17 protein-coding genes and 1 other RNA gene are annotated in these 17,348 nt (G+C 49.4%); 6 read left to right on the top strand and 12 right to left on the bottom strand.

Features of this window, described 5'->3' with window-relative positions; translation table 11 throughout:
• Positions 1–505 precede the first annotated feature (505 nt).
• Together NR114_RS14470 and NR114_RS14465 are read left to right on the top strand one after the other, a co-directional pair.
• Positions 506–4,348 carry a hypothetical protein gene (locus NR114_RS14470; RefSeq protein WP_256814406.1) on the top strand — a complete coding sequence of 1,281 codons (3,843 nt, stop codon included), beginning with the start codon at positions 506–508 and terminating at the stop codon, positions 4,346–4,348.
• A gap of 231 nt (positions 4,349–4,579) precedes the next feature.
• A complete protein-coding gene (locus NR114_RS14465) occupies positions 4,580–4,927 on the top strand; it encodes a DUF6404 family protein (RefSeq protein WP_234530451.1) in 348 nt (115 codons plus the stop codon).
• Positions 4,928–5,331: 404 nt separating this feature from the next.
• Here the strand turns inward: NR114_RS14465 and NR114_RS14460 are convergent, their stop codons facing one another.
• Genes NR114_RS14460 through NR114_RS14435 form a run of 6 tightly spaced genes read right to left on the bottom strand, consistent with a single transcriptional unit; the run spans position 5,332 to position 9,284 of the window.
• Positions 5,332–7,665 (bottom strand): primase-helicase zinc-binding domain-containing protein, encoded by a 2,334-nt coding sequence (locus NR114_RS14460; protein WP_234530437.1) that lies wholly within the window; start codon positions 7,663–7,665, stop codon positions 5,332–5,334.
• A gap of 12 nt (positions 7,666–7,677) precedes the next feature.
• Positions 7,678–8,016, bottom strand: a complete 339-nt coding sequence (locus NR114_RS14455; protein ID WP_234530438.1) for a DUF5375 family protein — start codon at positions 8,014–8,016, stop codon at positions 7,678–7,680.
• Positions 8,013–8,276, bottom strand: a complete 264-nt coding sequence (locus NR114_RS14450) for a hypothetical protein (RefSeq protein WP_234530439.1) — start codon at positions 8,274–8,276, stop codon at positions 8,013–8,015. The genes NR114_RS14455 and NR114_RS14450 overlap by 4 nt, the downstream gene beginning before the upstream one ends.
• A complete protein-coding gene (locus NR114_RS14445; protein WP_234530440.1) occupies positions 8,273–8,818 on the bottom strand; it encodes a host cell division inhibitor Icd-like protein in 546 nt (181 codons plus the stop codon). The genes NR114_RS14450 and NR114_RS14445 overlap by 4 nt, the downstream gene beginning before the upstream one ends.
• A 5-nt stretch (positions 8,819–8,823) precedes the next feature.
• Complete coding sequence (locus NR114_RS14440) at positions 8,824–9,027, bottom strand: hypothetical protein (protein WP_234530441.1); 204 nt, start codon at positions 9,025–9,027, stop codon at positions 8,824–8,826.
• Complete coding sequence (locus tag NR114_RS14435) at positions 9,024–9,284, bottom strand: AlpA family transcriptional regulator (protein ID WP_234530442.1); 261 nt, start codon at positions 9,282–9,284, stop codon at positions 9,024–9,026. Before NR114_RS14435 ends, NR114_RS14440 begins: the two co-directional genes overlap by 4 nt.
• A gap of 544 nt (positions 9,285–9,828) precedes the next feature.
• Here NR114_RS14435 and NR114_RS14430 point away from each other — a divergent pair.
• Both NR114_RS14430 and NR114_RS14425 read left to right on the top strand, forming a co-directional pair.
• The gene (locus tag NR114_RS14430) at positions 9,829–10,554 is read left to right on the top strand and encodes an NAD-dependent aldehyde dehydrogenase (RefSeq protein ID WP_234530443.1); all 726 of its coding nucleotides are present in this window, start codon (positions 9,829–9,831) and stop codon (positions 10,552–10,554) included.
• On the top strand, positions 10,551–10,805 hold the full coding sequence (locus tag NR114_RS14425) for an ogr/Delta-like zinc finger family protein (protein WP_234530444.1): 255 nt from the start codon (positions 10,551–10,553) through the stop codon (positions 10,803–10,805). Before NR114_RS14430 ends, NR114_RS14425 begins: the two co-directional genes overlap by 4 nt.
• 263 nt (positions 10,806–11,068) lie before the next feature.
• Here NR114_RS14425 and NR114_RS14420 read toward each other — a convergent pair whose 3' ends face one another.
• The 5 genes from NR114_RS14420 to smpB form a co-directional block, all read right to left on the bottom strand.
• Positions 11,069–11,968, bottom strand: coding sequence for a hypothetical protein (locus NR114_RS14420; protein WP_234530445.1), 900 nt, complete (start codon positions 11,966–11,968; stop codon positions 11,069–11,071).
• Positions 11,965–13,635, bottom strand: coding sequence for an AAA family ATPase (locus tag NR114_RS14415; RefSeq protein ID WP_234530446.1), 1,671 nt, complete (start codon positions 13,633–13,635; stop codon positions 11,965–11,967). The genes NR114_RS14420 and NR114_RS14415 overlap by 4 nt, the downstream gene beginning before the upstream one ends.
• Complete coding sequence (locus NR114_RS14410) at positions 13,632–14,837, bottom strand: integrase domain-containing protein (RefSeq protein ID WP_234530447.1); 1,206 nt, start codon at positions 14,835–14,837, stop codon at positions 13,632–13,634. The genes NR114_RS14415 and NR114_RS14410 overlap by 4 nt, the downstream gene beginning before the upstream one ends.
• A gap of 192 nt (positions 14,838–15,029) precedes the next feature.
• Positions 15,030–15,393, bottom strand: a transfer-messenger RNA (tmRNA) gene (gene ssrA / locus NR114_RS14405).
• Between the two features lie 49 nt (positions 15,394–15,442).
• Complete coding sequence (gene smpB / locus NR114_RS14400) at positions 15,443–15,925, bottom strand: SsrA-binding protein SmpB (RefSeq protein WP_020828274.1); 483 nt, start codon at positions 15,923–15,925, stop codon at positions 15,443–15,445.
• 161 nt (positions 15,926–16,086) lie between these two features.
• On the opposite strand from smpB, the gene NR114_RS14395 reads away from it, so the two are divergent.
• Complete coding sequence (locus tag NR114_RS14395; protein WP_020828273.1) at positions 16,087–16,521, top strand: type II toxin-antitoxin system RatA family toxin; 435 nt, start codon at positions 16,087–16,089, stop codon at positions 16,519–16,521.
• On the top strand, positions 16,514–16,798 hold the full coding sequence (locus NR114_RS14390) for an RnfH family protein (RefSeq protein ID WP_130016690.1): 285 nt from the start codon (positions 16,514–16,516) through the stop codon (positions 16,796–16,798). Before NR114_RS14395 ends, NR114_RS14390 begins: the two co-directional genes overlap by 8 nt.
• A 114-nt stretch (positions 16,799–16,912) precedes the next feature.
• Here the strand turns inward: NR114_RS14390 and bamE are convergent, their stop codons facing one another.
• On the bottom strand, positions 16,913–17,251 hold the full coding sequence (gene bamE, locus NR114_RS14385) for an outer membrane protein assembly factor BamE (protein WP_012146393.1): 339 nt from the start codon (positions 17,249–17,251) through the stop codon (positions 16,913–16,915).
• Positions 17,252–17,348 lie beyond the last annotated feature (97 nt).

Here is a 17,348-nt window from a genome sequence, read left to right as displayed (position 1 = left end):
TTTCTATAAGCGGCGATACCACACTTTCCCCTGTATCTTTCTAAACTTTTATCAAAAACTCGCCGCAAGCAATTCCCAATCATTTCGCCAAGTGGTTAATGCAACTCGGTGCGTGGGATGCTCTGTGCGTCAAGGGGCATGATGTATCCAAAACCTTTCTTTATGATGACGAGTGAGACAATAATTCCTCCTTAAGTCGAAACTATCATCCATACAGGCATTATCCGATAAGAGAAATGATAGATGTTGCTCTTCAACTTCTACCCAGAGACACCGCTTGTATTATTTCTTAAGCCACAAGATCTGAAGATGGTTATAGTGTCTGCTCCTCGCTCACAGCAGACCTGTAGCTCTGTTACCTTGTCCGCTCCGAGCCAAGAGCGGATCTTGCTAATCTGCCTGTGTATGGAGCAATGGGAACTAGTCACAGGACAATCTGCTTCTAATTGCTTAATATTCTGGGCATCGGTTGTACAAAATTTCAATTTTCTGTCAGGACTATGCCGTGGCGATCTTCGATATCGATAAAGATGAATTACTCGGACTCTCAGATACTCTTTTGGAAGAGTTAATTGCGCGCCTTGCTGAAGCCGAAGTGGCGGCCTGCGGTCATAGCCCGGCTCGGGTGCGCTGGTCGGGATCGATAAACGCACCTGATGGTGGAATTGATGTCCACGTGCAGGTGCCGGTTGAACAGCTCAACTCCGGGTATATTGAGCGACCGGATACCGTATTCCAAGCAAAAAAACACAGAATGCGCAGGGCAGATATTCTGCGAGAGATGGCTCCTTCTGGCGTCCTTTCTCCCATGATATCCGGCCAGGCCACAAAGGGGGGAGGCTATATCATTGTCAGTCTGGATGAGGACTGTTCCCCCTCTATGCTTGCCGAACGCGGCAAGGCGATGCATGAGGCCGTCAGGCATGATCCCTCTCACCCAACTCTTCATCTGGCTTTCTATGATCGCGCAAAGTTGGCTCAGTGGATAAGACAGCATCCGTCAGTAATGCTGTGGGTAAACAGAATTCTGGGGCGGGGATATTCCGGCTGGCAGCCATATGGAGCATGGAGTTGCCCTCTAGAGGGGGCGGAAGATACCCTGATTACCGCGTCAGGTATCACGATCTCACTTCCGTCAGAAAAAGGTCACCCCCTTAGTATTAAGGATGCCATCGGGCCGATACGCCAGCTTATCCGGACCACTCGGAAGGCCGTGCGTATTACTGGTTTATCTGGCGTCGGTAAAACGAGGATTGTTCAGGCCTTGTTTGATGAATCCATAGGAGCTGATTCCCTGGACCGCACCCTGGCGGTCTATGCCGATGCAGGTGACGGTCCGCTTCCTTCGGCTGCAGCCATGCTGGAACGCCTCATCGCTGACCAGCGCAGCGCAATTATGGTTCTTGATAACTGCCCGTCTGAACTGCATGCTTCCCTAGCGGCGAGAGTTACCTCGGTGGGGAACAGGATCAAGCTAATTACCGTTGAGTATGATATTCGGGAGGACAAACCTCAGACTACGGAGGTTATCCACATTGAGGCGATAGGAACGGAAGTCGCGGAAAAACTTCTGCTACGGCGGTTCCCCGGTATCGGACAATTGAACGCCCGTAGAATCGCTCAATTCGCTGACGGGAATGCCAGAGTCTCGCTAGCTATTGCCGAGAGAGTGGAGGAAGGGGAGTCGCTGGCCGTTCTGTCTGATGCACAACTCTTCAACAGACTTTTTGAACAACGTCATGAACCGGACGAGGGATTACGGGAGCAGGCCGAGCTACTTTCACTGGTCTACTCGTTTTCGATTAACTTTTCTGAAACAGGCAATAGTGAACTGGCGAGCCTGGGTACGCTCGCGGGCTATTCACATAACCAGCTGTACCGGACGCTCAAAAAGCTGACCGATCGCCACACTCTTCAGGCCAGGTCGCACTGGCGAGCCATCTTACCCCATGCTATCGCGAACAGGCTGGCCGCCTCCGCGTTGGATAGCTTTCCGGTGGCGTTTCTTCGTTCATGCTTTGAATTGCCGGGACGGGAGCGCCTGCTTATGTCGTTTGCTCACCGGCTGGGCCATTTACACGATCATCCGGTGGCAAAGGAGATTGCAGCTGCATGGCTTCAGCCGGGGGCGTTGCTGAGTAACTTGCTGGTGTTAGAGGACTTACCAGCTCGTATGCTGGAGTACATTGCACCGGTGGTGCCTGACGTTCTACTTAACCGGATTGGCGAGGACCTCAGGACTACAGACTTTAAAGGCCTGAAAAGACATTACGATCCGTGCTGGAGCACTATCCTCGACCTTTTACAGGCACTGGCCTGGGAGTCTTCATACTTTGACCGGTGCGCCAGCCTTCTGCTGCAAGTCGCGGATCATGAAACGGATAAGCCTGGTCAGAAGAATGCACGGGACAAACTCACCTTGTTCTGTCAGCCCTACCTGTCAGGCACACATGCTTCTCTGGAGCAGCGAATTGCGCTTCTTGAAGAATGTCTCTCTTCAGGTATGTCACAGCGTCGGGCGCTCGGACTGAGAATGCTTTCTGCTGGACTTAGCGGTTCGACGTGGACAGGTTCGGGTATCTGTGAGTTTGGTGCCCGGCCGAGGGATTATGGGGCAGAACCAGACTATAAGGCGTTGATGACGTGGCGGCGTGTGTTCATTGCGATTGCTGTTCGCGTCGGGAACTCTGGTGATATGCGTCTTGCCAGCGGTGCACGAACTATTCTGGCAAATTCACTCAGCGGCCTGTGGAGTGATAAGAAGATGGGCTCAGTCTTGGTTGATGCCGCACGTACACTACATGCTCATCATTCGTGGGGGGAGGGCTGGAAGGCTATTCGGACAAAACTGTACTTTATGCAGAAGGATCCTCAAGTATCACCCGTTCTGCTTGAAACTTTTGATGCTCTGCAAAGGGAGCTCAGACCGAATGATTTGCTTTCAAGTATCCGGCTTTACGTCTTGAGCAAAGGTCACTACAACTGGGTGCTTGATGACGAATTTAACCGAAATGATCAGGACCTATACGCTGAAGCTGAAGAGCGACTGATGGCCAGAGCAGAGCAACTGGGGCGTGAGTTTGCCGCTTCAACACTTTGCCTTTCTGATCTGACGCCCAATTTGTTCTCTTCTGAGTGGATGCCTTACCGGAGCGCATTCGGGCAGGGGCTTGCTCAGGGAACTGCGAGCCCTCGTGACATCTGGCAATTGCTTATAAAAGAACTAGAACAGGACTCTACAGAAAATAAAGATTTTTCGGTCTTTCTTGGCTTTATCGACGGTGCGGATCGTATTAATGAAGCTATGGCCCATGAATTTCTGGATCAGTGTGCTGTGCATCCTTCCCTATGTCGAGTTCTGGTTAAATTGCATCCTCGGCGAGATTTTACAGAAAGGGATTTGGATCGATGCATGTCGCTTCTGGATAAACCGGATATCCATCCGTTTATGTATGACACCTTTTTATGGGATAAAAAATGCTGGCATCTTCCAGTTTCCCGGGTGCTCGAACTGGCTGAACGACTATTAGTCATGGAAAGCGGCGAAGAACCGGTTTTGAATGGACTCGGCATGAGGCTACACGGCAAAAAAGCGACAGAGGACATGCCTGGGCCGGAACTTCTTCAAGTCGGTTTAAGGGCAGCCATTCAGGTTTTACAGAAAGATACTGACGCTCGGGGTAGTCTTGTAGATGTCTTTATGGAATCGGTTGTGGCGGCGGCATTGCAGTTAGACGAACATGACGTGCTCAAGCATCAGTGGCTGGATGCTGTCTTCTCAGCGATTGATAAACACTACGGCTATATGAATGAGTATCGTAAAACCATAGAGACAACAGTGGCACTTATACCTGAAGCGTTTCTCTCCCGCCTGTTTGCAGATTCTGAAGACCAAAGGTGTATGCGATTGTTCTTTATGCGTGGAAGCATTGGGGATACTCCGCTGCTTTCAGGCGTTGACATCGAAACCTTGATTGACTGGTGCTCCAGCAGTGACGATCCTAGGATATGGGCATTTGTGCCGCAGGGGTTAGAACTTTGGGTAATAATTCCTGACACAAGCGGGACGGTCTTACATGAAAATGCTGTCAAATTCCTAGAGGCGGCACCTGAACCATCCTTGGTCCTCGATTCTTTTGCAGAATTAACGAGTTCCACAAGCTGGAGTGGCAGCCTTGCAAACATATGGCAGTCACGGGCTGACGCTTTCAGTAAACTCATTGAACACGAGCGGGACGACATTTCAAACGTTGCAAAAAAAATCCACGAGGGATTGATGCTTATGATTGAGCGTCAAAGGAATCGGGAACAACAGGAAGATCGTAAAGGTGAACAGCGGTTTGAGTAATGATGACTATCCATAAGGATCTTAATGACACTTTAACACAAGTGTTTTCAGGCATCTCAATTGCAGTCAAATCGTCCGCTGTTGCTCAAAGCTGCCTGTCAGAATCTGTTTGCCTAAAAAAGTCTTAGAGTGGGATTTTTTCCGTTTTCCAAACGGCCCCTCTATGGCTGACGTTGAATAAGGCATATCATTTGAAGGTCTTTATAGATACCCAATGAAAGGATTCGGATGATGCCATTTGAAGATAAGAAGAAAAAGGCAATAGCCCTGATGGAAGATAAAAAGATGTGGCGGAGCAATTATGCACCACCGATCTTGCGCCTGTTTTGGAAAATGGGGGGTAAAATGCCACCGCCACCGTTTGCCCCCTTCTGGCTGAATACGTTGTTCTTCGCCGTTTGGTTTGGCCCTCTATGGGGTGTGATCATGTGGTTTAGTAGCTGGAAAAATCAAGACTTCAGCGTATTACTTGCGGTGTTTACCGCCCTTTTTGCCGGTTTGCTGTTTGGTTTATTCATGGCGTTAATCCACTCTTGGCGCAAGCGTGCCAACAAACTGCCAGACTGGAAAAGTCTCTAGCCGGGCGACAATCTAAAAGCCAGAAAAAAATAGATTTATAGAAAAACTGGTCACAGTGTTCACTTTTGATTTTAGTTGTTTAAAAACAATTAATTAACCGGTGATTAGTTGGTGGTGAGTTTATCCTGACTGGTCACTCACCGTGAACAGTCAGCCCTATAAATGCAAAATACCGGTCTGAGCCGGTTATTTATTGTGCTGTGGGTGAGCGGCAGGGAAAGATTTCAGGCATAGAAAAGGCCTGCAATGCAGGCCTGAGTAGTCACCGCTACGGGGTTCCCCGGTGTTGGGTGTATGCGGTTTGTACCGCTCGACTATAAGCGGCCCCGCGTAACAGCGTCCAATGGGTTCGGCAGATCAATAGCCGCCTATTGATCGGCAGAAACGATCGTGATGCCATTCACTCAACGCATTTCACACTTGGGGAGCCAGTCGGCTTCGCAGTCTTCGCTCAATATCAGGTTGGTCTGCATTCCCTGATTGGTCTTGCGCTTCAACAGCGCTATTTCGTACTCACGCAGGGTTTGCGGCACGGCACGCCCGAATGCGGTCAGATTCAATGGGTACTTGTGTCCTCGCGCTTCCATGTAAGACAGATACGCGTGATACAAGTACTTGCGCGGGTTAGCCGGGGTAATGTTGGCATTACCGATATACAGACCGTCGGGTGCACTGACTGCCAGCAGGTAGCCGCAAAAGTCGACCAGCGGATCGGCACTGCGTTTAATCTCCAGCGCCTCGTCGGAGTTCTGTTGCGCTTCGAGCAATACGCGTGCGTCATTGGGCACAGCAAAACGCTGCATCAGGTGGCGCACGATCACCGCCAGTTCGCCGGTGATTTTCGTCAGTAACTGCGGGTCACGCTCGTTGGCCGGTATCACCTCCGGGAACGGCAGGATCACCCGGCGACGGGACACCCCGCCGCTGCGGTCACTGAACTGCATCGGATTGTTATTCACCGCCAGAATCACCGCCGGAATGTGCGTGGAGTAGGCATCCCGGTATTTTGGGTCGATAGCTACCGCATCGCCGCCGGTGATCGCTTTGATGCCCGCCCCGTCACCGCTCCATTTCTCTTGGTCAGGCAGGATAATCAGCGAGAACCCAACCACAGAAGCGCGTTCCCGCGATGATTCCAGCGTATCGATGGTTGCTGAGGTGGTGTTGTCTTTTCCGGCCAGCAGGCTGGCTATGGCGGCCATCACGCTTTTGCCGCTGCCGCCCGGCCCGGTGACCTCAAGGAACAGTTGCCAGTCATAGCGGTTCGCCAGCACCATAAACAGCGCGGCAAGAATACGCACCTGCTTGTCGGGTTGCTGTCCGGCGGCACGGGTCAGCCAGCGCCAGAAGTGCGGGGCGTGGTCGGCCAGATTTTCCCCGGCCTTGGGGGGCGTGTAGTCCACGCTGTTGACGGTGCGCAGCCAGTGCGTTTTTTGGTGCGCACTGAATTGCTCGGTGGTGGTATCAAATACCCCGTTACGAAAGCCAATCAGGTAGCGTGCCGGCGTGCCCATTTGCGGCACCATCAGCCTGAGCGTGTCCAGAATGCTGTTGATACCCGCCGCCGAGAACGGGGCACGGATTTTCTGAAACAGCGCGGCAATCTCCCGGCTGAGTACCCGGTACGGTAACACCTGCCATGCGCCATTTTCATAACGGCACAAGTCTTCACCGACCTGTGGCACGGCCAGCAGATGCTGGTAGTGCTCCGCCAGCAGTTCAGCCTTTTCACTGGCGCTCAGGGCTTTCAGGTCGGCATCGCTGAGCGTATCAAACGGGCTGGGTTGCTTGGGCTGGCTGAAGGCCGCCAAACACGCAAGCGCGGCCAGCTTGCCCTGTCGCAGGTAAACGTCGTTCCAGTCTCCCGTCTCTGGCGGTAATGCCGGTTTACCGCCGCTCAGTTGCGCGGCTTCGGTGGCACGGGCCTGCCCGGTGCCGTTCTCATCATTGTCGGCTGCCAGCAATAGCAACGCATCAGGGTAGTGGGTGCGCAACTGCTGCGCCATCGCTGGCAGGTTATTGGCGCTGAGCGCGACACATACACTTTCCCCGGTCAGGTGGTGCACGGTCAGGCCGGTGGCGTAACCCTCGGTTAACCAGATAACGGCATTATCCTGCCCCGGCAGGAAATGGCAGGTGTTTTTCACCTGTCCCCCGGCCAGCGTGCGCTTGTCGCCTGCGGCATTGATTAACTGGACGTTAACCACGTCCCCGGTGCTATCGGTCAGCGGCAACAGCAGGTCGCCGGGCTGGTAAGTGATACCGCCCACGCGCAGTGACGGCTCCTGTAATGTCAGGGCGTCAGTGTCCGGCCAGCCCTTGGCGATAAGATAGCTATTCCCGGCCTGCTGACGGGCGCTGGCGAGCAGTTGTCTGGCCTGCTGCGCTGCATGATGCTGTGCCTGCGCCTTGTCCTGCTGTTCCTGCTGGGGATTGTGCTCCGGCAAGGCGCTGCCCGATGGCTCACCCAATACCCTGGCTACCTTCACAGCGGCCTCTTTGGCGGTCACGGCCAGTGCCTTTTCGACCAGATTCAGGCCATCGCCACCGCCGCACTGATTACAGAACCATGTGCCGCGCCCCTGCAGGTTATCAAAGCGGAAGCGGTCTTTGCCGCCGCAGACCGGGCAGGGCTGCGCCCGGCCTCCGGCAGTGATATGAATGCCCAGCGCGAGGAGTAAGACCGGCCAGTGGCCGGTCGCTGCACGTGAGGTGTGAGAAACGCTTAATGCGGTCATTGTTTTGCCCCCTCAGTGCACGGTGGTGTGACAGGCGACGGCCATCCTGCCACAGCACAGCTCATCCATCATCTTTTGCCCGAGCGTGGTCAGGCGCGGCGGCGCTACCAGAATATCTGGCTGCACCATGTCACTGAGCATGGTGCAGGCCATGTCCATGCCCACCTCTGCGCCGTGCTGGCGGACAAAGTAGCCCTCAATGTCCATCGCAATCGCCATTTGCAGCTCATCCAGCGTGTAGCCGGGATTCACCCGGTAAAAGGCGCAGGTATCGAGATAGGCATGCGCCAATGCGCGACGGTAAACAGCGGTACGGACTTCAACGGGTAAACAAGACTGTGGGGTGTTCATGCGGCGGAAGCCTCCATGCTGGCGATAATGTGGGAGTCGCAGGTTTTGACGACCTGTCCGAGCTGGTCTGTAAGTACCGCTATGACAGACGCGAAAGCGGCTTTTTGAGTGGCGTCCGGACACTGGCCGGTCGATTCGAGGATGTCCAGCATGTCGAGAAACAGCACGCCGGTAGAATGCGCGTGCTGAAGACGCAGGAAATCAGCATGCGGAATAGGATAGAAGGTTTCACTGTGGAAACGGGCGGCCAGCGTATTCATGCCACCCCCTGTACGGGCAGACGGCCCGCAAACGACAGAATGTAGTCACGCGCCAGCAGGCGGCGTGCGCTGTGCTCGGAATCTGCCATGGTGCGGAGCATGCACGGGGTTGCCGTCAGGGCAGTACGGCGAATGGCCGCAAACAGGAAACAGAATTCAGGGTGAGTCGGGGTGAGGATGGTAGCCATGGTGGCAGCCTCCAATAAGTATTGGTTATTGCTACCACCGAAGTTCCTACGCTTATGGGTGGTAGCCCAGACGGGGGTAGGAATACCGGCCTTATTGGAAACCGGCCAGCCCGAAGGCTGCCCCGCCTGAGCCACCATTGTTTGATAGCCACAGTAGCATATAAACCACTGTGCAAAAAATGAGCGCACTAAGGCCACGACATAAAAAAACACGCATGGCGCGTGTTGTGTCGCCAATAAGTAACACGGGTTCCTACGCCCGGCTGCCGAATGTGCGACAGCGGGGGGACTATAGCGCAGGGCCGGATGCGGGGGCAAGCGGTAAGACACCCCCGGATGTTCAATCGATCGCATAGTGATCAACAGTCGGTAAGCTGGTCATTGCGGGTATAACGTGGTTCGGCCAGGCTGCTGGCCAGGCGGATCACGCCGTGCTTATCGCTGCGGTGTTCCGGCAAGGCAATATCGGGCTGTTTGCGTTGCAACAGGATAGCCTCTGCGACAAACAGTGCGTCGTTATCGTTCAAGGTAAAGCTCTGTCGGCCGAGCGTTAACCGCATCATGCTGTGGCCCCCTGATGACGGTTGGCAATGCGTTCAGCCATCCAGTTTTCGATTTCTGATTCGAGCCATGCCACGGTTTTACCGCCAAGGGAGATTTGGGCCGGGAACTGACGGCGGGTCATCATCTCGTAGACGGTAGAACGTGAAAGCCCGGTGGTGTACAGCACTTCCGGCAGGCGAATGAAGCGATCGCGTGGCGTGTAATCAACCGGGACGGGCGAGAGTGTGGAAGGGGTCTCTGTGGCAACTGCAAGCATGGAATGCTACCTCGTTTATGCCCGGTGGGATCTCACCGGCGCTGTGTGGGTTCGTCTGGTAGCGCCCTATTATGTGAATATTTTCCCGGTTGGCAACAAGGTACTGTTGTGTGATGGACTAAGGAATTGTACGTAAAAACAACGAATTGCACTAATTTTCATTAGCTCATCTCTTCTCGTACTTCCACACCTTTAGTCCATAGTTTTCAACAATCAATAAGCGATTTATAAATAGGCAGGAATATTAAAAATAAATCTAACCATGGCTAGCCAGGGAAAAGGTCTTTTTTAGAAAAGTGAACAGTAGTGAACACTCGGTGATGAGTTTTAGATAAACTGGTCACTACTTTATTTACTGATTTATCTACCTTTTTAATTAAAGTGAACAGTAGTGAATAGTTTTTATAAGAACTAAAATCTCCTTGATGGTTTTATCGTCAGTTTTTGGGGCTGTTGTCCTGCAGACAGTCCAACGGGATGAATGGCGATGTTGTACGGCAGTCAGCAGAATAGCTTCACATTGACTGACACCGGAGATAGCCCCATGAGCACGACTGCATTACCCCAGCACATCAACGACAAGCTGCAAGCTCTGCGTGACGCACGCGCCGCCCACGACAAGAACTATCAGGCGCTGACAGACGTCATTACAGGGATCGCCCGCTGCCATCAGCAGAAGAAAGACACAGAGGTGGAAAGTCACGAGGCGGAAGGTCAGTGGCGCACCCTGTTCCGCAAGCTGCGTGGGGAAATGACCCCGGAGCTGCAAACACAGCACCACAGCCGGATCTCCAAACGGGAACTGGCGAAAGAGTTCGACGGTCTGGTTGAAGAAATGGAGATGGATAAAATGCAGCCTCACCTCAGTTGTGGCAGTACAGCCCCGAAGGTGGTGACGGCGCCCGAAGCGGCTCTGAAGGCCTTTGCCGAACATGCGATGGATAAGGCCGTCGATGCCCTCAATGCCGCCATGCTCAGTGCCGAGGTGGTTAATGCCTGCGCCCTGGCGAAACAGGCTTACGGCGTGTATTGGCGCGACCCGCAGGAAATGCTTGAAAAACGCCTGCGGGGGGCGCTGAGTGGTCGTGTTATTGCGGCCACAGCGCTACAGAATATTGAACACCTGGTGCTCAATGACATCGGTCTGACGATCCCTATTGAGACGGGAGTGTTGCCAGAACTAAAAAATAGCCCGATGACACGGATGAAGGTTGCGAGAGAACTGGCGGAAAAACGCCAGCGCTTGCAGCAAAAGGAGGCAAAATCATGATGCGTTGCCCACTGTGTACTCATTCGTCTTATACCCGTACCAGCCGTTATGTCACGGAACAAACGAAAGAGGCTTATTATCAGTGCCAAAACATTGTGTGCTCTTGCACCTTTAAAACGGTAGAGAGCGTCGATAAAATTTTATGTCAGCCCATTCAGATAGAGACGGTGACCGGTGATGATTTACCGCCGCCGAAAAAAAGGACATTAAATCGTTACCGCCGTTATAGCCGAAATCAAACACTTCACTGATGGAACTGGCCCCGCTGCAATGCTTATTTTGTTGCGGGGCTTTTACCGTTCCCCAAGTCCAAAAACAGCTTTTTTCTGGCTAGCCTGCCTTAAATCGAGCTTGCATGCATAGGGTGCATGATTTTGCATTAATCCCCAGCCTCTCAAAACACCCGAAACCCCGCGCCAAAAGGGCTTACAGGGCCTCTGAGTCATGCATGAAATGTGCATGATAAAGTCAGAGCGCGTAGGCGAGGGAGTATTGCGCGCGGCTTGATTCAGAGTCATTGCAGTTTGTCCAGCCTACTAGTGTATATCCAATGATTCGTTTTTAATTCAGATAAGGAAAATCGTATAATATATTCCCAATCATAATTAATGTTGTTATTTTTACAAATAAAAACATTGAGGAGAGTGTCATAAACTTGAGCAGATATCAGGTCAGTATCATAAAGTGTTTTATAAGTCTTCAGTTGTTTTGCATTTCTCCAAAATGAATTGCTTATCATTTCTTGATGGAGTAATCCTATTTTTACGTTTTTCAGATGAAAGTTAATATGTTTTTTTACAATGCTTGAAAGTTTGTTGTTGGCAGTAACAACGAAACTCATATCGACATTTAAAAATGGGTTTTCTTTGAAAACAACTACTATCGGTGGTTCATTTGGCAGTAGTGAATCATAATCATCATAATACGGGTTGATTATCCTTTTCCATTTTCCAAATGATTTTTTAACACTTTTATCCTTATTACAATCACCACAGCAAGGTATAAGGTTTTCGGGTAAAAATGAGAATTGAGGTAAAAGGGCTTTGTTATAATAGTGATCTAATGTTCTGCAGGGAGATACGCCGCAGTAAGGACACAGGATTCCGTTGTTTACGAAGGAATCTCTTATTTTTTTTATAAAATCTGTTTTTCTTTTAGCGCTAGGGTTATTATATATCCACTCTAGTTGTGCTTTAAATTTAGAAAAGTTAACTCTTCCATTATGAGTTAGTCGTTTGTTTTGTGACATCTCGGTATGGTAATTTGTAATTTCATCTAACCACTCTTGCTTTCTATTATTTAGTTCTGATATGCCAGCGGGTTCATCGAGTGAAGTTATTTCATCTATAGTTAATACTAGATCAATATCTCTTTCGATTATTTCTAATTCAGGTGGTTTAGTAAGGGTTCTCATCTTGATTTCACCTCCATTATTATTTTATTAATTAACTCTGAAGATAGGTGTGAGTAGTTACCCAATATTTCAGAGATACTCTTGTTTTCTGCTATTTTTGAAATCTCTTCTCGGAAAATTGCGTTTGAGTGAAGATCTCCAAATATATCAATCATTATTTGATGAGTATCTGCCCCAAATGTTTCTATGTTTGGTTTTTTGAATTTAGTGACATTTCCATTTCTATTCAAAATTGTCACTTGAATAGAAGGTATCTCTCTCAAAACCAAAGCCGAATGAGTAGATATTATAGCAACAGAATTTGTATCTCGTAATATATTGGTGATTGAGTTTATGAAGTGAGTCAAGAGGCTAGGGTGTAAGTAATTTTCAGGCTCTTCTATAATCACAAGGCTATTAGACTCAACAATTGAAATCAGTGAAAACATACAAGACATAAATGCTATTTGACCAGAGCTTAATTCGAAAATATCATTGTTTTTATAAAATACAATCTCTCCAAGAGGTAAAATATATTCTATTTCAGCGCCGCTAATTAAATCCAGATTACCATTGAGGTTGACAAGGCTGTAACGGTCAATTAAGCTTGAAAAACTTGGCGACCTTATTTCTGTGAGGTTGGTTTTAATGCCAATAGAGAAGCCCGGAATTATTGTTTCAGTAACGCGGTCTAATAATTCACTTTGCTTGAAAAAACCTTCTTTTGTTAAGTCTCTATCTTTAATTATTTCCATAAGAGATAGTAGGGTTAACTTTCTCCCGCGAGGAAAGAAATTATTGAAATATTTTTTAGAAGTAAGCGACACAAAGTGATAATTATTTGTCTTGGATTTATTTCTTGTTATTTTCTGTGGGCGATAACATTCATCATTGATCGTATTGGATAGTGCTATTATCCTACTGAATACCTCGCCTTTATAATATACCTCATGACCAAATGTTAAATAATCTTTCACTATCCTTCGTAATAAGTATGTTTTACCACTGCCATTTTTACCTATAAGCACGTGGAGTGGTATTCTTATATTTTCACGATTTGAGAAATGTAACTTATACTTTTCATTCTCAGAGCTTAATATTGTCAAGTGCTCTGGGGGTTGCGTTTGAAATATAATCCCACCTTCGGATCTTAAGTGTTTATATCCATTTTCAAATGCGTAACGGCTAGACGTGTTATGCATTAGTAGGTTAAAGAAAATTTTATTCGAATATCTTTTTATAATTCCACTTGATTTTCTTATGTTATAAATAGTCCCCATGTCTTTTATTAATGACAAGAAAGCTATGGAAATTTCGCTACTCATGTTTTTATTTATATAGCGATAGGTTTCTTCATCATCAACTTGGCTCAAGTGGTCATAGTTCATTTTAGAGGATAACTCTCTTAACGAAATTTTTCCAGAGTTTAGTTTTTGGAGTAATCCATATTCTGTATCGTCATCACCAATTAAAAGCATTGTGAGAATGTTTTGATTCTTTTCTTTACTATAGGACTTACTCCTTCCTTCAATAGAGCTGAAGTCCATAAATATCTTAATAACGAAAATGGTTTTATTTAAATATGTACTTTTCGATTTAGTCACATCAAGAACTTCGAGGTAAATACTGTTCTTGGAGTAAGCTAGTCTTTGTGCTTCCCCAAAAATAATATCATCAACTAATATCATTTAACTATCCCCTTATTGCAATAAACGTAAATTCCCCACCAACCCATTAAATCATTTCTCTGTTTGAGATAAATAGAACGGTTATATGCCTTTCTGACTTCATTTTTATCACTGTGCGCCAAAGCAGCTTCAATTACGTCCGAATTAAACCCAGCCTCATTCATGGCTGTGCTGGCAATAGAACGTAGACCATGAGCCACGAGCTTTCCACCATAGCCAATACGCTTCAAAGCAGCATTAGCAGTCTGACTGTTCATTGGCTTGCGTGGGTCGTTGCGGCTTGGGAATACGTACTCACGCTGGCCGCTGATAGGGTGCATGATTTCGAGTATCTCTAAAGCTTGGTCTGAAAGTGGAACAACATGATCACGCTTAGCCTTCATACGTTCCGCCGGGATACGCCATTCACGGTTTTCTATATCGATCTCAGCCCATGCGGTTGCCGAGGCTTCTGAAGGACGTATAAGCGTAAGTAGCTGCCACTCAAGTAAGCAGCGGGTTGGAATTGATAGATTGCTCATTGAGATAGTGCGCATCAACTTGGGCAATTCTTCAGGCCGTATAGTCGGCATATGCTGCTTCTTAGGGCGCTCGAATGCATTACCAATACCAGAAGCCGGATTAGCATCAATCAAGCCAGTGTTGACGGAGTAGATCATGATTTCGTTGATGCGTTGTACTAATCGGCGAACTGTCTCTAATGCGCCACGGGCTTTGATCGGTTCCAGCACCTGGATCAGCAAACGTGCTTTGATGTCCTGAACCGGGATATTTTCAATAGACGGTAATATGTCCTTCTCGAGAGAACGCCAGATATCTTCCGCATGCTTAGCGCTAACGCTGGCCTGCTTCAACGCGAACCATTGCTTTGCCACATTCAGGAAAATGCTTTCTTGCGCTATCTGCTGCTGTTCCGTTTCTGCTGCCTCTTTAGCCTGCGGGTCAATGCCTCTCGCCAGTATCGCGAGCTTTTCGGCGCGTATTTGTCGGGCGTCGGCAAGTGACAGGGCAGGGTAGGCACCGAGGCTAACCATAGTTCGTGAACTGGTGCCGGGGCGGAGGTAGCGGAAACGCCACAATTTCTTGCCGGTGGTTTTGACTAACAGGAAAAGGCCGTCACCGTCGTGTAGGGTGAGGTCTTTCTCGAGGGCTTTGGCTTTTTGTACTTCGGTATGTGTGAGGGGGCGTGTAGTCCGCGCCATGTAAGGGTTCTTCCATAATTGGTATACGTTTATGGCATACATTTTAACGTATACCTAAACGTATACCAATAAATCCCGGATTTAGCTGGAAGTTCTCGGACTACTACAGACACAAAAAAGCCCGCAAACCTAGGTGGAATGCGGGCTTTCCGTACTTCTCCGGACTTATCTGGTAATACCCGGATCATTATTTGGTGGAGCTGGGGGGATTTGAACCCCCGTCCGAAATTACTACACCGTCGGCACTACATGCTTAGTCCAATCTTTACATTCGCCGGTCAGCTGCGGATGGACACGCCACTAACAAACTAGCCTGATTGGATTTAACGCTTCAGCCCCAGGCAGGACATCCACGCGATCTCTTTTGGGTTTGACCTCTCTTGATCCCCGTCCTAAGAGCGGAGGCTAGGGAGAGAGGGCTCTTAGCAGGGTATTAAGCTGCTAGGGCGTAGTTTTCGTCGTTTGCGACTATTTTTTTGCGGCTTTTTACGAGGCCAACCGCCCCTCGGCATGCTCCTAGGGCTTCGCAAATCCCGTCGAATCCAGAATCAGCCCCAAGTAACTTTGTGCAGTATACCAGAAGTTTAACCCGTTAAGCCAGAGGCTTATCGGTTGGCGTGCTTCATGATACGGGCTTTCGCCGTCTGCCACTCACGATCTTTGATGTCATCGCGCTTATCGTGTTCTTTCTTGCCTTTGGCTACGCCGATTTTGACCTTGACCCAGGCATTTTTCCAATACATGGACAGGGCAACAACGGTATAGCCTTCGCGGTTAACGCGGCCGAACAGCGAATCCAGCTCGCGCTTGTTCAACAGCAGTTTGCGGGTACGTGTCGGGTCGCAGACCACATGCGATGAAGCCACGCTGAGCGGCGTGATGGTGGCGCCAAAAAGATAGGCTTCACCGTCACGGAAGGTCACGTAGCTGTCGCTGAGGTTGGCTTTGCCGGCACGCAACGATTTGACTTCCCACCCTTGCAGGGACAGGCCCGCCTCGATTTCTTCTTCAATGAAGTATTCGAAACGTGCTCGCTTGTTTTGCGCAATGGTGGCTGAACCAGGTTTGTGAGCTTTTTTCTTTGTCATAGTGCGTTCATTATACTGGATGCGACAGCGAAAGAAATCCTTTACCGCTCAGCACCTGCGCAATTTTTCGCATTTTTGGCTCCTGTCTTGCATAGCAGATTTTTTGTTTGCCGATAGATAAATGGTATGATTTGTATGTTTTGTGTCTCACAGGAAATGATATGCCCCAGATCAGTCGGTCTGCGTTAGTGCCGTTCAGCGCCGAGCAGATGTATCAGTTGGTTAACGATGTTCATTCTTATCCCGATTTTCTGCCAGGTTGTACCGGTAGCCGGGTGATTAACGCGTCCAACAATGAAATGACCGCCGCGGTGGACGTTGCCAAAGCCGGTATCAGCAAAACTTTTACCACGCGCAATACGCTGCTGGATAACCAGAGCATCAATATGCAACTGGTTGACGGCCCGTTCCGCAAGTTGATGGGGGGCTGGCACTTTACGCCGCTCAGTCCGGAAGCTTGTAAGGTTGAGCTGCACCTGGACTTCGAATTTACCAACAAACTGATCGAGTTGGCGTTCGGCAAGGTATTTAAAGAGTTGGCTGGCAATATGGTGCAGGCATTCACCCAGCGGGCGAAAGAGGTTTACAGTGTCTGAGATACGGGTTGAGGTGGTTTACGCCTTGCCGGAGCGTCAGTATCTGCGTAATGTGAAACTGGCAGAGGGCAGCAATGTTGAGCAGGCGATTGTGGCCTCCGGATTGCTGGAACTGCGCAGTGACATTGATTTGAAAAGTAACAAGGTGGGCATTTATAGCCGACCGGCCAAGTTGGGCGATGTGCTCAATGATGGCGACCGGGTGGAAATCTATCGCCCATTGATTGCCGATCCCAAAGAACTGCGCCGTCAACGGGCAGAGAAGGCAAAAAAATAAGGCGCTGAGTGCGCCTTATTTTTTATCAGAATTTTATCTTCCGAGTTGCAGCCTGTGACTGTCATGAAGAACTTGATTCGTCCCTCACGGGCCGGACGACAGTTCCTGTGCTGATTATTTGGTCAGCGCAGGCTTGTTCTGAATATCCGTCAATACGCCCGCGCTGTTAAAGGTCAGCGTCAGAGTTTGCTGGGTGATATTTTCATGACCCGGCTGCTGGCGGAACACATAGAACCACGTCTGAGTACCGAACGGATCCTGCAGCATTGGGGTTCCCAATGTATAAGCGACCTGTTGCTGGGTCATACCTTTTTGGATTTTAGCTACGTCGGTTGACGTCAGGTAGTTCCCTTGGTTGATGTCAGGCCGGTAAACCACCTTCTCAAAAGTAGAACAGCCTGCAGTCAGCATCACAAGAACCACAGCGGCGGCAGTCAGCGTTTTACAGCGCATAGTAATCACATTCCTTTAGGGCATAGGATGCCGATGATAATAGACCTTGCAGCAGTTGGAAACCTTTACAGGGCCCCAATATGACCTCAGGAAAGTA

Source organism: Serratia sp. Ser99 (assembly GCF_024519545.1).
Taxonomy (GTDB): Bacteria; Pseudomonadota; Gammaproteobacteria; order Enterobacterales; family Enterobacteriaceae; genus Serratia; species Serratia liquefaciens.
Note: the sequence above shows the minus strand (reverse complement) of the source record. Positions and strands in the feature narration are given on the sequence as shown.

Coding starts and splice junctions, on each gene's coding strand:
- NR114_RS14460 (WP_234530437.1), bottom strand. CDS start 7,665: ATGACCGCATTAAGCGTTTCTCACACCTCACGTGCAGCGACCGGCCAC.
- NR114_RS14440 (WP_234530441.1), bottom strand. CDS start 9,027: ATGATGCGGTTAACGCTCGGCCGACAGAGCTTTACCTTGAACGATAAC.
- NR114_RS14420 (WP_234530445.1), bottom strand. CDS start 11,968: ATGAGAACCCTTACTAAACCACCTGAATTAGAAATAATCGAAAGAGAT.
- NR114_RS14450 (WP_234530439.1), bottom strand. CDS start 8,276: ATGAATACGCTGGCCGCCCGTTTCCACAGTGAAACCTTCTATCCTATT.
- NR114_RS14415 (WP_234530446.1), bottom strand. CDS start 13,635: ATGATATTAGTTGATGATATTATTTTTGGGGAAGCACAAAGACTAGCT.
- NR114_RS14435 (WP_234530442.1), bottom strand. CDS start 9,284: ATGCTTGCAGTTGCCACAGAGACCCCTTCCACACTCTCGCCCGTCCCG.
- NR114_RS14455 (WP_234530438.1), bottom strand. CDS start 8,016: ATGAACACCCCACAGTCTTGTTTACCCGTTGAAGTCCGTACCGCTGTT.
- NR114_RS14395 (WP_020828273.1), top strand. CDS start 16,087: ATGCCCCAGATCAGTCGGTCTGCGTTAGTGCCGTTCAGCGCCGAGCAG.
- smpB (WP_020828274.1), bottom strand. CDS start 15,925: ATGACAAAGAAAAAAGCTCACAAACCTGGTTCAGCCACCATTGCGCAA.
- bamE (WP_012146393.1), bottom strand. CDS start 17,251: ATGCGCTGTAAAACGCTGACTGCCGCCGCTGTGGTTCTTGTGATGCTG.
- NR114_RS14465 (WP_234530451.1), top strand. CDS start 4,580: ATGCCATTTGAAGATAAGAAGAAAAAGGCAATAGCCCTGATGGAAGAT.
- NR114_RS14410 (WP_234530447.1), bottom strand. CDS start 14,837: ATGGCGCGGACTACACGCCCCCTCACACATACCGAAGTACAAAAAGCC.
- NR114_RS14445 (WP_234530440.1), bottom strand. CDS start 8,818: ATGCGATCGATTGAACATCCGGGGGTGTCTTACCGCTTGCCCCCGCAT.
- NR114_RS14425 (WP_234530444.1), top strand. CDS start 10,551: ATGATGCGTTGCCCACTGTGTACTCATTCGTCTTATACCCGTACCAGC.
- NR114_RS14430 (WP_234530443.1), top strand. CDS start 9,829: ATGAGCACGACTGCATTACCCCAGCACATCAACGACAAGCTGCAAGCT.